At 72.7% G+C, this 17,396-nt stretch carries 13 protein-coding genes and 1 tRNA gene; 7 read left to right on the top strand and 7 right to left on the bottom strand.

The features are described from left to right. The first annotated feature begins 6 nt into the window (after positions 1-6). The 4 genes from H9Y04_RS29020 to H9Y04_RS29005 all read left to right on the top strand — a co-directional run bounded on the left by H9Y04_RS29020 (position 7) and on the right by H9Y04_RS29005 (position 5,041). Entirely contained in the window at positions 7-1,239 is a 1,233-nt protein-coding gene (locus tag H9Y04_RS29020; protein ID WP_236071617.1) for a M20 family metallopeptidase, read from the top strand. After that, positions 1,236-2,153 (top strand): GNAT family N-acetyltransferase, encoded by a 918-nt coding sequence (locus H9Y04_RS29015; RefSeq protein ID WP_214661700.1) that lies wholly within the window; start codon positions 1,236-1,238, stop codon positions 2,151-2,153. The genes H9Y04_RS29020 and H9Y04_RS29015 overlap by 4 nt, the downstream gene beginning before the upstream one ends. Before the next feature lie 49 nt (positions 2,154-2,202). Then, a complete protein-coding gene (menC, locus tag H9Y04_RS29010; RefSeq protein WP_187817010.1) occupies positions 2,203-3,309 on the top strand; it encodes an o-succinylbenzoate synthase in 1,107 nt (368 codons plus the stop codon). An 82-nt stretch (positions 3,310-3,391) separates the two neighbouring features. Beyond that, complete coding sequence (locus H9Y04_RS29005; protein WP_187817009.1) at positions 3,392-5,041, top strand: PucR family transcriptional regulator; 1,650 nt, start codon at positions 3,392-3,394, stop codon at positions 5,039-5,041. 33 nt (positions 5,042-5,074) lie between these two features. Here the strand turns inward: H9Y04_RS29005 and H9Y04_RS29000 are convergent, their stop codons facing one another. Beyond that, positions 5,075-6,235: a serine hydrolase domain-containing protein gene (locus H9Y04_RS29000; protein WP_187817008.1), complete on the bottom strand. Its 1,161-nt coding sequence runs from the start codon at positions 6,233-6,235 to the stop codon at positions 5,075-5,077. Between the two features lie 189 nt (positions 6,236-6,424). On the opposite strand from H9Y04_RS29000, the gene H9Y04_RS28995 reads away from it, so the two are divergent. Next, positions 6,425-8,020, top strand: coding sequence for a DoxX family protein (locus tag H9Y04_RS28995; RefSeq protein ID WP_187817007.1), 1,596 nt, complete (start codon positions 6,425-6,427; stop codon positions 8,018-8,020). A 214-nt stretch (positions 8,021-8,234) separates the two neighbouring features. Here the strand turns inward: H9Y04_RS28995 and H9Y04_RS28990 are convergent, their stop codons facing one another. From H9Y04_RS28990 to H9Y04_RS28965, 6 genes are all read right to left on the bottom strand, one after another. After that, positions 8,235-8,966, bottom strand: a complete 732-nt coding sequence (locus tag H9Y04_RS28990; protein ID WP_187817006.1) for a nucleotidyltransferase family protein — start codon at positions 8,964-8,966, stop codon at positions 8,235-8,237. 70 nt (positions 8,967-9,036) lie between these two features. Next, entirely contained in the window at positions 9,037-9,480 is a 444-nt protein-coding gene (locus H9Y04_RS28985) for a hypothetical protein (protein ID WP_187817005.1), read from the bottom strand. 272 nt (positions 9,481-9,752) lie between these two features. Continuing rightward, the gene (locus H9Y04_RS28980) at positions 9,753-10,880 is read right to left on the bottom strand and encodes an ABC transporter ATP-binding protein (protein ID WP_187817004.1); all 1,128 of its coding nucleotides are present in this window, start codon (positions 10,878-10,880) and stop codon (positions 9,753-9,755) included. A 188-nt stretch (positions 10,881-11,068) separates the two neighbouring features. Continuing rightward, positions 11,069-11,734 (bottom strand): response regulator, encoded by a 666-nt coding sequence (locus tag H9Y04_RS28975; protein WP_187817003.1) that lies wholly within the window; start codon positions 11,732-11,734, stop codon positions 11,069-11,071. Next, positions 11,731-13,422 (bottom strand): sensor histidine kinase, encoded by a 1,692-nt coding sequence (locus H9Y04_RS28970; RefSeq protein ID WP_187817002.1) that lies wholly within the window; start codon positions 13,420-13,422, stop codon positions 11,731-11,733. The genes H9Y04_RS28975 and H9Y04_RS28970 overlap by 4 nt, the downstream gene beginning before the upstream one ends. Positions 13,423-13,596: 174 nt before the next feature. Beyond that, positions 13,597-13,673 (bottom strand) — tRNA-Thr (locus H9Y04_RS28965). A 261-nt stretch (positions 13,674-13,934) separates the two neighbouring features. Here H9Y04_RS28965 and H9Y04_RS28960 point away from each other — a divergent pair. Both H9Y04_RS28960 and H9Y04_RS28955 read left to right on the top strand, forming a co-directional pair. Then, positions 13,935-14,705 carry an ABC transporter ATP-binding protein gene (locus tag H9Y04_RS28960; RefSeq protein WP_187817001.1) on the top strand — a complete coding sequence of 257 codons (771 nt, stop codon included), beginning with the start codon at positions 13,935-13,937 and terminating at the stop codon, positions 14,703-14,705. Between the two features lie 54 nt (positions 14,706-14,759). Continuing rightward, positions 14,760-17,327 (top strand): ABC transporter permease, encoded by a 2,568-nt coding sequence (locus H9Y04_RS28955; protein ID WP_187817000.1) that lies wholly within the window; start codon positions 14,760-14,762, stop codon positions 17,325-17,327. Positions 17,328-17,396 lie beyond the last annotated feature (69 nt).

Genomic DNA, 17,396 nt, shown 5'->3' with positions numbered 1-17,396 from the left:
GTGGGTCTGCCGTACGACAACCAAGCGCGGCTCGACCGCTTCCGGGCGGAACTGCCGGCCCTGCTCGCCGACATCGAGCGCCTGGTGACCTGCGAATCGCCCTCGTCCGACCTGGCGGCGGTGGCGCGCTCCGCCGAGGTGGTGGCCGCCGTCGGCGCCGATCGCCTCGGCGCGGCACCCGAACGGATCGTCCTCGACGGCCGCACGCATCTGCGCTGGCGCCTCGGCTCCGGGCCGCGCCGGGTGCTGCTGCTCGGGCACCACGACACGGTGTGGCCCCAAGGCACCCTGGAACGGCTGCCGTTCGGGATACGGGACGGAGTCCTGCGCGGCCCCGGCTGCTTCGACATGAAGGCAGGCCTGGCCATGGCCTTTCACGTCCTTGCCGCACTCGGCGCCCCGGACGGCGTGACCCTGCTCGTGACCGGCGACGAGGAGCTCGGCTCGCCCTCGTCCCGCGAGCTGATCGAGTCCGAGGCGGCGGGCTGCGCGGCCGCCCTGGTGCTCGAAGCGTCCGCGGACGGCGGGGCGTTGAAGACCGAACGCAAAGGCGTCTCGCGGTACGAGGTGCTGGTACGGGGACGGGCGGCGCACGCCGGTCTCGAACCGGAGCGCGGTGTGAACGCCGCCGTGGAGAGCGCGCACCAGATCCTCGCGGTCGCCGCGCTCGGCGACCCCGCCACCGGCACCACCGTGACCCCGACCCTGCTCTCCGCGGGCACCAGCACCAACACCGTGGCCGCGCAAGGACAGTTCGCGGTCGACGTCCGCGTACGGGACGCGGCCGAGCAGACGCGGGTCGACCTGGCGCTCAAGGCGCTCGTGCCCCGGATCGCGGGCGCGGAGGTCGAGGTGACGGGAGGGCCCAACCGGCCGCCCCTGGCCGCGGCCGCATCGGCCGCGCTGTACGGGCGGGCGGTGGAGCTCGCCCGGCGGCTGGGCATCGCCGTCCCCGGATCGGCCGCGGTGGGCGGCGCCTCCGACGGCAACTTCACCGCGGGCATCGGCATCCCGACGCTCGACGGGCTCGGCGCGGTGGGCGGGGGTGCGCACGCGGACGACGAGCACGTGATCGTGGGTGAACTCCCTACACGTACAGCGCTGTTGGCGTCCTTGGTGGACGACCTGCTGACCTCTGCCGGGCCCCCGGCGCCCGAGGCCACCGCGACCGGCCCCGCCGTCCCCGACCCCACCCCGCACCACCGGCAGCCGACGGAGTTCGGCGGGAGCACCCGATGAACGACATCCCCGCACCCCTGGTCTCTCCCGCACGGGAGACCGCCCCGGTGCCCGGCGTACCGGCCGGCACCCTGGCCGACGCGCTGACCGCCGCCGATGCCGCCGCCCGCGCGGCCGGCTGCGGCGTACGGCCGATCACCGCACTGCCCGAACTCGAGGCCGCCTGCGCCCTCTTCGAGGGCATCTGGAAACCCGGCGGCGAGAACAGCCTCGCCACCCCCGAGCTCCTGCGCGCCATGGACAAGGCCGGCAGCTATGTCGCCGGCGCCTTCGAGGGCGAGCAGCTGGTCGGCGCCTGCATCGGCTTCTTCGGGCCGCCGCCCGACGGCGCACTGCACAGCCATATCGCGGGCGTCGCGGCCCGGATGCGCGGCCGCAGCGTCGGCTTCGCACTCAAGGCCCACCAGCGCGCCTGGGCGCTGCAGCGCGGGGTGACCCAGGTGTCGTGGACGTTCGACCCGCTGGTGCGCCGCAACGCCTACTTCAACATCGGAAAGCTCGCGGCCCGCCCCGCGCAGTACCTGCCCAACTTCTACGGACGGATGGACGACGGCATCAACGGCGCCGACGACACCGACCGCCTCCTCGTCGACTGGCCGCTCACCGCCCCCGAGGTCGCCGACGCCTGCCACGGCCGCCACCGCACCACGGACGCGGCGGCCGAAGGCGCCGCCGTCGCCCTCGGTGCCTCGGCCACCGGACACCCCGTCGCCCGCACCGTCACCGCACCGCGGGTCCTGGTCGCCGTGCCCGAGGACGTCGAACGGCTGCGCCGCTCGGATCCGGCCTGCGCCGCGTCCTGGCGTACGGCCGTACGCGACACCCTCGGCGGACTGCTCGCCGAAGGCTGGCGGGTCACGGGGTTCGACCGGGCCGGCTGGTACCTCCTCGTACGAAAGGACGTCGAACAGTGATGCCCACCAGGAAGAACGCCGGGAAGAACACGGGGAAGGGCCTCGCACCGTGAAGCTCACCGGGGTCGAACTCCGCGAGATCCGGCTGCCGTTGGTGGCCCCCTTCCGCACCTCCTTCGGCACGCTCACCGAGCGCTCGGCCCTGCTCCTGCGGGCCGTCGGCACCGAGGCCGAGGGCTGGGGCGAATGCGTGGCGATGGCCGGGCCCCTCTACTCGTCCGAGTACGTGGCGGGCTGCGCCGACGTCCTGCGCCGCTTCCTGATCCCCGCGCTCGCCGGCCGCGACCACCTCGACGCGGCGGCCGTCGCCCCCGCGCTCGCCCCGTTCCTCGGCCACCGGATGGCCAAGGCCGCCCTGGAGATGGCGGTCCTGGATGCCGAGCTGCGCACCCAAGGGGTCCCCCTGGCAGGGGAGTTGGGCGCCGTGCGAGACCGGGTGCCCTGCGGGGTGTCCGTCGGCATCATGGACTCCGTACCGCAGCTGCTCGAAGCGGTGGCCGGCTACCTCGACGCCGGATACGCCCGGATCAAGCTGAAGATCGAGCCCGGCTGGGACATCGAACCCGTACGGGCCGTACGCGAGCGCTTCGGCGAGGACCTGCTGCTCCAGGCCGACGCCAACACCGCCTACACCCTCGCCGACGCCCGCCATCTGGCCCGCCTCGACCCGTACGGACTCCTGCTCATCGAGCAGCCCCTGGACGAGGAGGACCTCCTCGGACATGCCGCGCTCGCGAAGGCGATCACGACCCCCGTCTGCCTGGACGAGTCCATCACCTCGGCCCGCGCCGCCGCCGCGGCCATCACCCTCGGCGCCTGCTCGGTCGTGAACATCAAGCCCGGACGGGTCGGCGGCTACCTCGAAGCGCGCCGTATCCACGATGTGTGCCGCGCGCACGGCGTGCCGGTCTGGGCCGGCGGAATGCTGGAGACCGGGCTCGGACGCGCGGCCAACGTGGCGCTCGCCGCGCTGCCCGGCTTCACGCTGCCGGGCGACACCTCGGCCTCCGACCGCTACTACCGCACCGACATCACCGACCCGTTCGTCCTGGAGGACGGTCATCTGCCGGTGCCCACCGGGCCCGGGCTCGGGGTCGTCCCCGTACCCGCGGCCTTGGAGGAAGCGACGGTGAGCACCGAGTGGATCTCCCTGTGACCGCCTCTTGTCGCGGCCGAGGCACCCGGCCCACAATCCGCACCATGCGGACCCCACGTGGCCACCACCCCCGCCTGTGGCCGTGACCGGACGGCCACGGGCCGGCCTCGGACGCGTCCTGGAGGACCTCGGCACCACCCTCCTCGACCTCGTCTGCGGCGACCCGGACAGCGCCGGGGCGATCGGCGGCGTGGTCATCCACGACCCGCTGGACGAACCGGTCCTTCCCCGGCGCGCGCTGGTCCTCGGCATCGGGGTGCACACGGCCGACGAGACCGTACGGCTGCTCGGCGAGCTCGGCGCGGCGGACGCGGCGGCCCTGGTCGTACGGGCCCCGGCCCCCGCGGACCCGGCCGTGACCGCGGCCGCCGAAGCGGCGGGCGTGGCGCTGCTCGCGCTCACGCGGGGCGCGTCCTGGGCCCAACTGGCCGCCATGCTGCGGTCGTTGCTGGCCGAGGACGACGTGGGGGAAGGGGAGCCCGGGACCCTGGGCGGCATCCCGTCAGGGGACCTGTTCGCCGTGGCCAACGCGGTGGCCGCGCTGCTCGACGCCCCCATCACCATCGAGGACCGCAGCTCGCGCGTCCTGGCGTTCTCCGGGCGCCAGGACGAGGCCGACCCCTCGCGGGTGGAGACCGTGCTCGGACGCCAGGTGCCCGAGCGCTTCACCCGGTTCCTGGAGGACCAGGGCGTCTTCCGCGCGCTGTACCGCGGCGACCAGCCGGTGCAGGTCGCGCCCCCGGCCACCGAGGAGTTCCACATCCCGCGCGTGGCCATCGCCGTACGGGCCGGGGACGAACTCCTCGGCTCCATCTGGGCCGCCGTCCGCACCCCGCTCAACGCCCAGCGCACCCAGGCCCTGCACGACGCGGCCAAACTGGTCGCCCTGCATCTGCTGCGGCAGCGCGCCGGCGCCGACGTGGAGCGGCGGCTGCGCGCCGACCTGGTCGCCACCGTGCTCGAAGGCGGGCCGCGCGCCACCGAGGCGCTGGCCCGGCTCGGCCTCGCCGACCACGGCGGCGTGGTGCTCGCCCTGACCGCGCCCGACCCGCCGGAGGCCGCGGTGTCCACCGCGGTGCACGCACGGCACGCGGCCGAACGCCAGCGCCTGGCCGACGCGTTCGCGATGCACCTCAGCGCGGTTCATCCGCGGTCCGCCTCCGGGCTCATCGGCGATGTCGCGTACGGCATCCTGCCCGTCGCGGCCCACACCTGCGACGGCGAGGAACGGGCCGTGCGCGTCGGGACCGACTTCCTCAGCCGGATCGGCGACCGGCTGCACCTCCTGATCGGCATCGGCCCCCGCGCCGCGGACGGCGGCGGGCTCGCGCGCTCGCGCGAGGGCGCCGACCGGGCGCTGCGCGTCCTGCGCACGGGCGGCGGACCACGCCGGCTCGCCCGGATCGCGGATGTGCACATCGAGGCGCTGCTGCTCGAACTCGCCGACCTCACCGCCGAACGCGGCGACCCGGCCGACGGCCCGCTCGCCCGCCTCCTCGCCTACGACCGCGCCCACGACGCCCACCTGGTCGGCACCCTGCGGGCCTGGCTGAACGCCTTCGGCGACGTACCGGCGGCGGCCGCGTCGATGTACGTCCACCAGAACACCTTCCGCTACCGCCTGCGCCGCGTCGCCGAGGTGGCGCAGGCGGACCTGGCGGACCCCGAGGCCCGGTTCGCGCTGATGCTCCAACTCCGGCTGCTGCAGGGGCCGGACGCCGCGGCCGGGTGAGACCGCGGCGCCCGCATCCGCTCTCCGGATTCCTTACGGGCAGTACTCGGCCTCGATCACGGCCTGCCCGTTCCCCGCCCAGTCCCCGTTGAAGTTGACGGCGAGCGCGTGGCCGCCGTCCGCCGTGGCCACGGCCTGGGTCGCCGAGCCCTGGATGTTCCCCGCGTGGCCCCACACCGAAGTCCCGCAGGACAGCTCGAACTTCATCAGCCCGAGGCCGTACGCCTGGAAGGGCAGCCCGGCGGGAACCGGCACCGTGGTCCGCATCTCCTTGAGCTGCGCCGCCGGGAGCAGCCGCCCGCCGAACAGGGCCGCGTAGAAGCGGTTGAGATCGCCCGAGTCGGAGATCATCGCCCCGGCGGCGCCCGCGGCCGACGGGTTGAGCTCGGTGACGTCATGGACCGGACTGTCCGGCCGCGGCCGCAGGGAGAGCTTCGAGTACGCCCGCGAACTCGGGAGCGGCAGCGCGGCGGACGTACGCGGCACCGACGTGGCGTACAGACCGAGCGGCTGGACGATGCGGCGCCGGATCTCGTCCTCGTACGGGCGGCCCGTGGCCTTCTGGATGATCAGCCCGGCCAGGGTGTAGTTGGTGTTGGAGTAGCTCCAGGCGCTGCCCGGCGCGAAGACCGGCGGATGCCGCAGCGCCATCTCCAGCAACTGCTGCGGTGTGTACGTGTCGTAGCGGTGCTCCAGGAACTTCTCGGTGAACCCCCGCTCCAGGAACTCGGGGTCGCCGGTGTAGCTGAAGATCCCGCTCGTGTGGTTCAGAAGCTGCCGTACGGTGATCCGCCGGCCGTCGTAGCCGTTGCCCTGGAGTACTCCCGGCAGCCAGGTCTCGACCGAGTCGTCCAGAGCGAGCTTCCCCTCCGCCGCCAGCTGCAGCAGTACGGTCGCCACGAAGGTCTTCGTCGTACTGCCGATCCGGTAGCGGTCGAAGGCCGAACGCGGGGCCTTCGTCTGCAGGTTCCCGATACCCGAGGTGCCGGGCCACACCCCGTACGCGTCCTTGACCTGCGCGGCGGCCCCGGGCACCCCGGCCTGTACGGCCGCGTCCAGCGCCGCCTGGGTGCGGGCATGTCCCGTGCCGGAGTGCGCTGTTGTCGCCGCCGCCGGTGAGATGAGCGCGGCGGCCACGAGGGCCACCGCCGTCGCCAGGCCCGCCACAGCGGTCCGTTTCCTGTGCACTGCCATCTGCCGTCCCTTCGGTTGCCGTGATGCCGGGACGGTAGGGCCCTGGCCGGGGCGGGAGCTTCGTCGCGGCGTACAACCCGGACGGCGGTGCTCATCGGGGGCGACGAACCGGGCAGGGAAAGATCTTGACCGGTCACGGACAGATCTCCGGGGTCAAGGCAGTGTCCTAAGGTGACGTCACTCGGTTAGATGAGTGTGGACACCAGAACACCCGGTACGGGATTCGACGACGCTCCCGCGCTGAGCATGGTGAAGGTCCCGTGCGACCCGGCGCAGGTCATCGTCAATCACGCGAGCTTCCGTGTGCAGCTCCCTGCCGCGAAACTGCCCCGATCCCCGCGCATCACCGCCGTCGGCGCCTCCGCGGCCGGCCTCATCCCGGCGGCCGCCGGCGCCTCCGTCGTACGGCGCCGGGCGCCCGTCGTGTGGAGCGGCAAGAGCGCGCCCGGCGACCTCGCGGCCACCGGCCTCCTCCAGGCGGCGCGGCAGGCCGAAGTGGCCCAGGGAGCCGAGGACTTCGGCGACGGAGCGGCCACGCAGGTCATCCCGCGGATCACGGTCGACGCGCTGATCGACGGCGAGGCGACGGTCGAGACGCCCCAGGTGGTGGGGCCGCGCGCGCCCGAGGGCGACGAGACCCGGCTCATCCCGACGGTCTCCGCGTACGACAGCGCCTACGACGGGTACTTCCGGCCGGACGGCGCGGGGACCGGCGAACCGCACTTCCCGGACGGGGAGGAGGAGTTCGACGAGGAGGCGCAGGCGCGGCGCGGGGACCCCGTGCGGCACGCGTACTACCCGGGCCGCCGGCTCAACCTCGGCGTGGTCCTGCTTCCGCTGCGTATCTTCCTCGGCTTCATCTCCATCTACGCGGGCATGGGCAAGCTCTGCGACCCCGTCTACTTCGACGGCGGCGAGCGCGGGTCCATGGTCAAGTGGCTGACCTCCCTGCACCCTTGGCCGCTGGCCGAGCCGCTGCGGGACTTCGCGCTGCAGCACCCGGTGGGTGCCGGCCTGGTCATCGCCTTCCTGCAGGTGATCGTCGGCGTCCTGACCGTGCTCGGTCTGTGGCAGCGGGCCGCGGCCGTGATCGGTGCGCTGCTCTCCGCCGCGCTGCTCGTCACCGTCAGCTGGAAGACCGTCCCCGCCTACGACGCGCCGGACATCATCTACCTGGCCGCCTGGTCGCCGCTGATCATCGCGGGCGCCCCGTTCTACTCGGTGGACGCGCGGCTCGCGAGCGAGGCCTGGCGCACGCTCGGGCCGCGCTCCGAACTCTGGGAGCTGCGCCGCCGGGTGCTGCGGCGCGGGCTGCTCATCGGCACGTTCGTCGTCGGTGCCACGCTGCTGATCGGTGCGGTGCTCGGCGGCGCGGTGCGCAGCTCGCACACCGTCACGGTGCCGGGTCCCGGGCAGCCGCCGCGCAATGAGCTGCCGGGGTCGCCGCTGCCGAGTCAGTCGCGCGAGGGACGGGATGCCTCGAAGAGCCCGTCGTCCTCCAAGTCCCCGACGGAGGGTGCGACTTCGGCTCCGCCGTCGGACTCGGCGTCCACGCCCGAGTCGGTGCAGGAGCCCGGGTCGGTGGGGGCGGAGCAGCCCAGTGAGACCGCGGGGTCGGGGCAGGCGCCGCCGCAGCAGTCGGCTCCGCCGCCGGCCGCGAGCAGCGGGCCCACGTCCGGTGGGTCGGACGGGTCGGGTGGGTCTTCCGGTGAGCCCGGGGACGGGTCCGGTGGTGGGTCCGGTGGTGGCGAGGAGCCCGGGCTGATCGGCGGGATCCTCGGCTGAGGACCCTTTCGGTATACGGCCAAGGGCCCGGCACACGGTGGTGTGTGCCGGGCCCTTTGGTGTGCGGGGCTGTGCGGGTTCGTTGCCCGGTGCGGGTGGGTGGCGCCTGCGGCGGGCGGTTCTCCCCTACCCGCCCCTTCCCGAAACCGGGGCTCTGCCCCGGACCTCGCATCCGCACTTCGTGCGGATCTCCTCAAGCGCCGGAGGGGCTGGTTCAGCGGCCCAGCGCCGCCAGTTCCTTCGCCGCCTCCGTGAGGTCCTTCGCCGTGTCGATGGCGCGCCAGTACGCGCCCTGCGGGATGGGGTAGCCGGCGAGGCGGCGGGCGCGGGCGAGCTGGGGGAACGTGGTGCGTTCGTGGTCGCCGACCGAGGGGAGGAGTTCCGCGAACTCGGGGGCGAAGACATAGACGCCCGCGTTGATCTCGTACGACGTGGGCGGGGACTCGATGAAGTCCGTGATGTGGCCGAAGGAGTCGGTCTCCACGGCACCCCAGGGGATACGGGGGCGCGCGAGCGCGAGCGTCGCGGTCGCGGCACGCTCCGTGTGGAACTCGGCCATGGCCCGCAGCGAGAAGCGGGTCCAGATGTCGCCGTTGGTGGCGTACCAGGCCTGGTCGGGGTGCGGCAGATGCGCGGCGGCGAACTTGAGGCCACCGCCGCGCCCGAGCGGTTCCTTCTCGACGACAGTGGTGACCTTCAGCGGCAGATCGGCCGTCGCCAGCCAGTCCTGGAGGACCTCGGCGAGATGCCCGCAGGAGACGACGGCGTCCGTGACGCCTTCCTCGGCGAGCCAGGTCAGCTGATGGCCGATGATCGGGGTCCCCGTGCCGGGGATCTCGACCATCGGCTTGGGCCGGTCGTCGGTGTACGGGCGAAGGCGCGAGCCCTGGCCGCCGGCGAGGACGACGGCCTGGGTCGGGGTCGCGCTGGGTGCGGTCGTGGTCATGGCCGCACCTTATGTCGCGGGCGGTGCGCGGTGCTATCCGGCCATGCCCGCGTTCACAAGCGGAGCCGGCTCAGGCGGTCTCCGCCACACCCGCGGCGAACGCCGTGTCGCAGACCGGGCGCGAGAAGGACTGCGCACGGGCGGGACCGTAGTGGTGGACCGCGGCGCGGCCGAGGGCGCGGGCGATGGAGACACAGTGCTTGGCGAGGGAGGGCCGCCGGTCGACCTCCTGCTGGAGATGCGTCAGGGCGATGCCCGGGTCCTTCTCCTGCAGTTCGGCGAGGAGCGCGTCCCGTAGAACATCCTGCGGGGCACGGGACTTGGCGGGCTTGGAGATGTCCTCGGAGGCCGTGGTCAGCGTCGAGGGCGTGGTGCCCGACCAGTTGACGCTCGCCACCGCGAGGGTGCCGGAGAGCACCAGGACCACGGGGAGGACCAGGGCGAGGGTGCGGCCGATGCGGCGGGCGGGGCCCTGCCGGTGCCGCCGGGGCGTGTGGGAGTAGGTGTGCGTCACGCGTGTGAGAGTAGCGGTGGGTGATGATTTGGCGACATTTGGTCACCGTAATGAGGGATGGTTCGAGGGCGGCTTTCGAATCCCGTGTTGACGCCACGGGGTGAAATGCCCGGGTTTTACGGGGAATTGTCGACTTGAGCGACTTCTCTCATACGTGCGGGATCAGTCCCCTCGTACGGACGGAAGATCTTTCCGTACGTACGGGAAAGGCCCCGCACTGTGGAGTGCGGGGCCTTTTCCGTGAGTTGGTGACTCAGGAGCCGGTCGGAACGTCAGTCGCTGAGGCGCTCGCCGGTCGAGGTCGAGAACACGTGGGTCTCGCCCGGACGCGGGACCACGTGCAGGACGGTGCCCTTCTCGGGGACGGCGCGGCCGCTGACGCGGACCACGAGGTCCTGCTGCTCGCCGCCGACCTCGGCGGTGCCGTAGACGTAACCGTCGGCGCCGAGCTCCTCGACCACGTTGACGGTGACGGCGAGGCCGGCCGGGGCGTCCTCGGTCTCCTTGGTGAGGGCCTTGGCGGCGGCGCCGTTCTGCTCGACGACGTCGAAGTGCTCCGGGCGGACACCGACCGTGACGGTCTTGTCGGAGGTCTGGCTCAGCGCGTCACGCGAGACCGGGACGACCGAGTTGCCGAACTTCACGCCGCCGTCGGTGATCGGGACCTCGACCAGGTTCATGGCCGGGGAGCCGATGAAGCCGGCGACGAAGAGGTTGGCCGGGCGGTCGTACATGTTGCGCGGCGAGTCGACCTGCTGGAGCAGACCGTCCTTGAGGACCGCGACGCGGTCGCCCATGGTCATGGCCTCGACCTGGTCGTGGGTGACGTAGACCGTCGTGATGCCCAGACGGCGCTGGAGCGAGGCGATCTGCGTACGGGTGGAGACACGGAGCTTGGCGTCGAGGTTCGACAGCGGCTCGTCCATGAGGAAGACCTGCGGCTCACGGACGATCGCGCGGCCCATCGCCACACGCTGGCGCTGACCACCGGAGAGGGCCTTGGGCTTGCGGCCCAGGTACTCGGTGAGGTCCAGGATCTTGGCCGCGTCCTCGACCTTCTGGCGGATCTCCGACTTCGGGACACCGGCGATCTTGAGCGCGAAGCCCATGTTGTCGGCGACCGTCATGTGCGGGTAGAGCGCGTAGTTCTGGAACACCATGGCGATGTCCCGGTCCTTCGGCGGCAGGTGCGTGACATCGCGGTCGCCGATGTGGATCGAGCCGGCGTTGACGTCCTCGAGACCCGCGAGCATGCGCAGGGAGGTGGACTTGCCGCAGCCGGACGGGCCGACGAGGACGAGGAACTCGCCGTCCGCGACGTCGAGTTCGAGCTGGTCGACGGCGGGCTTGTCGCCACCCGGGTAGATGCGGGTCGCCTTGTTGAACGAGACAGTGGCCATGGGTATGGGCCCCCTTCACCGGCAGGAACGTGCCGGACGATCCGAGTAAAGGTTGCACCTTCGCGGCCCCTGTGACGGGGCCGTGGTGGTGTAGTCCATTTGGTGGACTGGGGCCGACCGTACCTGGTGGGCGGTCCGCGCGGTAGGGGTTGTTGTCGGTTTGTGTTCGGGTACGCGTGCCGGGGGTCTCAGCCGGCCAGACCCGCCTGATGCGCAAGCAGCGCCGCCTGCACCCTGCTCGTCGAGCCCGTCTTTTCCAGGATCGCGCCCACGTGGGTCTTCACCGTGCCCACACCGATGCCGAGCGAGCGGGCGATGTCCGCGTTGGAGGCGCCCTGGCCGAGCATCGACAGGACCTGGCGTTCGCGGTCCGTGAGGGACGAGAGACGGGGGTCGGCGGAGGACGGGGCCGAGCCGCCCGTGAGCATGCGGCGGATGACCGAGCCCGTCACGCCGGGGGAGAGGACCGCGTCGCCGGCTGCCGCCGCGCGGACCGCGCTGATCAGTTCCTGCGGGCCCTCGTCCTTGAGCAGGAAGCCGGTGGCGCCGTCGCGCAGGGCTCGTACGACGTTCTGGTCGTCGCCGAACGTGGTGAGCATGACGACCTGCGGGGCCGGGTCCAGGGCGACCAGGCGGGAGACGGCCGCGAGGCCGTCGAGCACCGGCATGCGGATGTCCACGAGGGCGACGTCCGGGCGGTGTTCGGCGGCGAGCTGCACGGCCTGCTCGCCGTTCACCGCCTCCGCGACCACCTCGATGCCCTCCGCGTGGCTGAGGATCAGCTGGACGCCGCGGCGGATCATCTCCTCGTCGTCGGCGAGCAGGACGCGTACGGGAGTCGCCGGAGTCGTCATGAGGTCCCCCTGGTCGGGTCGGGTGAGGGAGTGGCCGAGGGTTCGACCACCGTCGGCACCGTGAACGTGTCGATCTTGATGAGGGTGCTGTGCGCGTCGAAGCAGTAGCGCGCGATCCCGAAGCGGCCCCGTGCCTCGTACTTCTCCTCGTCGTCGGCGTAGGAGTACAGACAGCCGGTCGCGTCCGCCGGGCGGGCCGGCTCGCGGCCCGCGGCGGCCGCGCGCACCGCGTCGTTGTCGTACGTCAGCTGCTCCACGCGTTCCTTGGACATCCCCACGTGGATCGCCTCGGGCTTGCCGTACACGGGCTGCGGCCGGGCCTGCTCGACCAGGACCACGCCGAGCATCATCGTGACCGCCACGCCCGCGAGCCCGAGCAGGGCGGTGATGACGCTGCCCATCCGGTGCTGGAATCCGGAGAGCGCCGTCGCGCCGCTGTCCGTCCCCGTGTCGGGCGAGGAGCGGGGGCCCGCGGGTCCTGGCACGGCGGGCATCACCGCGTACACCTGGTAGCCGCCGCCGGGCCGCGCGCCCGCGTCGAGCCGCCCGCCGAGCAGCTCCACGCGCTCGCGCAGGCCGGTCAGGCCGCGGCCGGTGCCGGAGGCCGGTTCGGTGACGGGGAGTTCGGGGGGCTCGTTGCGTACGCGGACGGCCACCTCGTCGTCGGTGTGCGTGACGGTGACGGTGACGGCCGCGCCGGTGGCGTACTTGTGGACGTTGGTCAGCGACTCGCGGACGATCCGGTGCACCGCGCGGCGCACCTGCGCCTCACGGCCGTCGAGGTCGGGACCCTGCCAGTCCAGGTCGACGGGCAGGCCCGCGCCGCGCGTCTCGGCCGCGAGCGCCTCGATGTCGGCGCGGGTGCCGGTCGCGTCCGTGAGCGCCTCGGTGCCGGTGTCACGGCTGAACGGGCCGAGTACGCCGAGGACTTGGCGCAGTTCGTACATGGCGTCGCGGGTGGCCTGGCGCACCTGGGCCGCGCTCTCCTTGAGCCGCGGGTCCTGATCGCGCAGCGCCATCTCCAGACCGCCGGTGTGCAGCGAGATCAGGCTCAGGCGGTGGCCCACGAGGTCGTGCATCTCGGCGGCGATCCGGGTGCGCTCCTCGCTGCGCGAGGCGTCCTCGGCGTTGCGCCGGGCCTCCTCGGCGGCCGAGGTGCGCTCCCTGAGCGCGGTGACCAGGCGGTCCTGCTGGCCGGCCGAGATCCCCACCAGGCCGGGCACCACGATCGTGGTGGCGGCGAGCACCAGGCCGAGCGCGGCCCCGTAGCCGGTGCCGTAGCCGCCGGGCAGCGTGGCGGGGGTGACGGCGGCCGAGACGGCGACGGTCAGCGCGCTCGAGCCGAGCAGCAGCAGGGTGCGGCGCCGCGGGTCGGTCAGGCTTCGGGCCACGGTGTACGAGGTGACGGCGGCGATCAGGCCGTAGTACGGGATCGCGCCGAGCAGGAAGGCGAGGCCGGTCAGGGCCGTCACGGGGAAGCGGCGGCGGACCACCAGGAGCGCGAGGGCGACGAGCGTGACGGGGATCAGATAGCGGTCCGGCAGGCTGTGGCCCAGGCCCTGCATCGCGGCGAAGGCGAGCAGGGCGAGGATGCCGCCGCCGGTCGCCTCGGCGGCCGCACGCCACAGATGGCGGCCCGGTTCGCCGGGGCGGGCGAACAGGGTGTTCGCGGTGAGGGAGGGCGGCATGGTGTCCAGTATCGGGCGGTACCCGTCCCGATTCCGTGCGCCCTGCGGGCGATCCTGACCGCGCCTTCCTCTGCCCAAAGGAAGAGGGCGCAGGAGGGGCCAAGGGGGGCCGGGCGGAGTGTCGGGAACGCCGAAGGCCCCGCTTCCCTTGCGGGAGCGGGGCCTTCGCCTCGATGGAGCCCCCTGTCGGAATCGAACCGACGACCTGCTGTTTACAAGACAGCCGCTCTGGCCAACTGAGCTAAGGGGGCGTCGCGCCCGGCGGTCCACCGCGTGCGCAAGACCCCCTCACTGTACACAGCGGGCCTGCCTGCGGGCCATGGAGTTGCCAGGCGCCGCGGTCCTCCCGGAGGACTACCGAGGGGCCCGTCCCCGACCTTCGGCAGAGCCGCGAAGCACGCCCTCAGGGCGACGATCGGGGCAGGTCAGCGGGCCGACGATGGACGGAAGTTGCCCGCCCATGTCCACCGCGCCGGTTCATGCCGGCCGCGCCCGCGCCCCAGGAGTTCCCGATGCCGTACGCAGCCGTCCATGCCCCCGCCGCCACCGCGGCCGCCCGTGCCGCGGGCCTGACCAAGGTGTACGGGTCAGGGGAGACCCGGGTCGTCGCGCTCGACGCGGTGGATGTGGAGTTCGGGCGCGGCCGCTTCACGGCGATCATGGGCCCGTCCGGCTCCGGCAAGTCCACGCTGATGCACTGCATGGCCGGTCTCGACGCGATCACCTCGGGCTCCGCGAAGATCGGCGAGGTGGAGCTGACCTCGCTCGGGGACCGCGAGCTGACCCGGCTGCGCAGGGACAAGGTGGGCTTCGTCTTCCAGGCCTTCAACCTGCTGCCCACGCTCACCGCGTACGAGAACATCACGCTGCCGATGGCGATCGCGGGCCGCACCCCGGAGAAGGCCTGGGTGGACCGGGTCGTGACGACGGTTGGGCTCGCCGACCGGCTCGGGCACCGGCCCGCGCAGCTGTCCGGCGGGCAGCAGCAGCGGGTGGCGGTGGCGCGGGCCCTGGCCTCGCGGCCGGAGATCATCTTCGCGGACGAGCCGACCGGCAACCTCGACTCGCGTGCGGGCGGCGAGATCCTCGGCTTCCTGCGGGAGTCGGTGCGCAGCCTGGAGCAGACCGTCGTGATGGTCACGCACGACCCGGTGGCCGCGTCCTACGCGGACCGGGTGGTCTTCCTCGGCGACGGGCGGATCGTCGACGAGCTGCACGAGCCGAGCGCGGACGCGGTGCTCGACCGGATGCGGCAGTTCGAGGGGCGGGTGCGGACGAGCTGAGCCGTTTTCTTCAGCCGCCGCCCACCTTCGTATCCGACTAGGACCTCCTCTTCCATGCTGCGAACAGCCCTGCGCAATCTCCTCGCGCACAAAGCCCGCCTGGTGATGACCGCGCTCGCCGTGATGCTCGGCGTCGCCTTCGTCTCCGGCACGCTCGTCTTCGGTGACACCGTCGCGAGCGCCTACCGCTCCGCGTACAGCAAGAGCCTCGACGGCGTGGACGTCGCCGTGAACGCCGAAGGGCGGCCCGGCGACGGGATCCCGGAGGCCGGCAAGAACAAGACCGCGCTCGACTCCGCGCTGGTGTCGCGGATCAAGGATGTGCCGGGGGTCGCGTCCGTACGGCCCACCGTGAACGGCCGTGCGACCCTCGCCACCAAGGGCGGCGACCCGCTCGGCGCGGACACGAACTGGCAGAACCTGGCGGTGAATTACGCGCCCGGGCCGGATGGCAAGGACCTGCAGTACCCGCTCGTGCAGGGCCGGGGACCGGCCGCGTCGGACGAGATCGCGCTCGCCGCGTCCACCGCGAAGAAGGCCGGCTACCGGGTCGGCGACACCGTGCGCTTCGCGACGGACGGGCCCGCCCTGACCAAGAAGCTGGTCGGCCTGGTGGACACGGACGACCCGCGGGTCGACGCCGGTTCGCTCGCGCTGTTCGACACGGCGACCGCGCAGAAGCTGTTCGTCGCACCCGGCCACTACGACGAGATCGCGGTGAAGGCGAAGCCCGGTACGGATCAGCAGCAGCTGACCGCAGCGGTGCAGAAGGCGCTGCCCGAGGAGGGCGCCTCCGCCACGAGCGGGGCTGCGCTCGCCTCGCAGCAGTCCCGGATGCTCGACGACATGACCGGCTCGCTGACCAAGGCGCTGCTCGTCTTCGCCGGGATCGCGCTCTTCGTCGGCGCGTTCATCATCGCCAACACCTTCACCATGCTGATCGCCCAGCGCACCCGCGAGATCGCCCTCCTGCGGGCCGTGGGTGCCTCGCGCAAGCAGGTCGTACGGTCGGTGCTCGCCGAGGCCGCGCTGCTCGGGCTCCTGGCGTCGGCGGCCGGGTTCGTGCTCGGCCTCGGGATCGCCTCCGTGATGACGCCGCTGCTCAACTCGACGGACGCCGCGCTGCCCGAGGGGCCGCTCGTCATCGGCGTCCAGCCGCTGATCGCCTCGCTCGCGGTGGGGGTCGCGGTCACCGTGGTCGCCGCGTGGCTGCCCGCGCGCAAGGCGGCGCGGGTCGCGCCCGTCGAGGCGATGAGCACGGTGGACGCGGCGCCGGCGCAGCGCAGCCTGGTGGTGCGCAATGTGCTCGGCGGGGTGCTCGCCGGTGCCGGTCTGCTCGTGATGGGTTACGTATCGACGATCGAGAAGCCCGATGAACTGGCCCTGCTCACCGGCATGTTCGGGGCCGGCCTCTTCCTCATGGCGCTGATCGTGCTCGCGCCGCTCCTGTCCCGTCCCGTGGTCGGGCTCGCGGGGCGGCTGACCGAGCGGCTCTTCGGCGTGAGCGGGAAGCTCGCCAAGGAGAACGCGCTGCGCAATCCGCGGCGTACGGCGGCGACCGCTTCGGCGCTGATGGTCGGCCTGTGCATGATCACCGGTCTGACGGTGGCCGCGCAGTCGGCGCAGCAGGCCGTGGCGGCGGACGTCACACGGGGGCTCGCGGCCGACTACAAGATCAGCAACGCCGCCTGGAACGGGATCGAGCCCGCGGCCGCGGAGCGGATCGCTCACGTGCCCGGTGTCGCGGCGGCCGCGCCGCTGGCCACGGCGTCGTGGGATGCGTCGGGGCAGATGGCGACGGTGACCGGGACCGAGCCCGGTGCCCTCGCGAAGGTCAGCGATCTTCATTTCACGAGCGGTGCGCTCAGTGAGGTGGGACCGGGACGGATCGCTGTGGCGGACGCGTTCGCCAAGGAGAGCGGGCTCGCGGTCGGGGACACAGTGCAGGCGCGGATCGGCGCCTCGTACGACGGGAAGGGCGGCGCCGAGAAGTCGCTGCGGGTCGTCGGGGTGTACGAGAAGAACGACACCGTGACCGATGTGCTCGGCTCGCTCGGCGATGTGCTGCCGCAGGCTAAGGGGCTCGACTCGGTCCTGGTGAAGGCCGCGCCCGGTTCCGGCGGTGTGGAGTCCGCGCTGCGCGACGCGCTGGGCAACAGCCCGCTGCTCAAGGTCCAGGACCGCGATCAGATCGTGGCGCAGCAGGTCGGCGGCGTGAACACCGTCCTGAACATGATGTACGGGCTGCTCGGCATGGCCGTCCTCATCGCGGTGCTCGGCGTGATCAACACGCTGGCCATGTCGGTGTTCGAGCGGACGCGGGAGATCGGGATGCTGCGGGCGATCGGGCTCGACCGGGCGGGGATCCGGTCCATGGTGCGCCTTGAGTCGGTGGTGATCTGCCTGTTCGGAGCGGCGCTCGGGATCGGCTCGGGCATCTTCCTCGCCTGGCTCAACAGCGGCCTCGCGGGCGGGGGCCTGCCCTCGTACGAGACCGTGCTGCCGTGGGTGCGGCTGCTGGTGTTCGTGCTGCTTGCGGTGGTGGTCGGTGTGCTGGCGGCGATCTGGCCGGCGCGGCGGGCTGCGCGGCTGGATGTTCTGGGGGCGGTCAACGCGCAGTAGGTGGGCGTGGGTTGGGGTGCGGTCCTCGTTGCGGGGTGCGCTTGGGGTGGGGCCGTCGGGGTGCTGGCC

The organism is Streptomyces polyasparticus, from assembly GCF_014493765.1.
Taxonomy (GTDB): Bacteria; Actinomycetota; Actinomycetes; order Streptomycetales; family Streptomycetaceae; genus Streptomyces; species Streptomyces polyasparticus.
Note: the sequence above shows the minus strand (reverse complement) of the source record. Positions and strands in the feature narration are given on the sequence as shown.

Bases quoted from the DNA above. Each gene is read 5' to 3' on its own strand.
- H9Y04_RS29015 (WP_214661700.1), top strand. From the start codon at position 1,236: ATGAACGACATCCCCGCACCCCTGGTCTCTCCCGCACGGGAGACCGCC.
- H9Y04_RS29000 (WP_187817008.1), bottom strand. From the start codon at position 6,235: ATGGCAGTGCACAGGAAACGGACCGCTGTGGCGGGCCTGGCGACGGCG.
- H9Y04_RS28995 (WP_187817007.1), top strand. From the start codon at position 6,425: ATGAGTGTGGACACCAGAACACCCGGTACGGGATTCGACGACGCTCCC.
- H9Y04_RS28990 (WP_187817006.1), bottom strand. From the start codon at position 8,966: ATGACCACGACCGCACCCAGCGCGACCCCGACCCAGGCCGTCGTCCTC.
- H9Y04_RS28980 (WP_187817004.1), bottom strand. From the start codon at position 10,880: ATGGCCACTGTCTCGTTCAACAAGGCGACCCGCATCTACCCGGGTGGC.
- H9Y04_RS28975 (WP_187817003.1), bottom strand. From the start codon at position 11,734: ATGACGACTCCGGCGACTCCCGTACGCGTCCTGCTCGCCGACGACGAG.
- H9Y04_RS28970 (WP_187817002.1), bottom strand. From the start codon at position 13,422: ATGCCGCCCTCCCTCACCGCGAACACCCTGTTCGCCCGCCCCGGCGAA.
- H9Y04_RS28960 (WP_187817001.1), top strand. From the start codon at position 13,935: ATGCCGTACGCAGCCGTCCATGCCCCCGCCGCCACCGCGGCCGCCCGT.
- H9Y04_RS28955 (WP_187817000.1), top strand. From the start codon at position 14,760: ATGCTGCGAACAGCCCTGCGCAATCTCCTCGCGCACAAAGCCCGCCTG.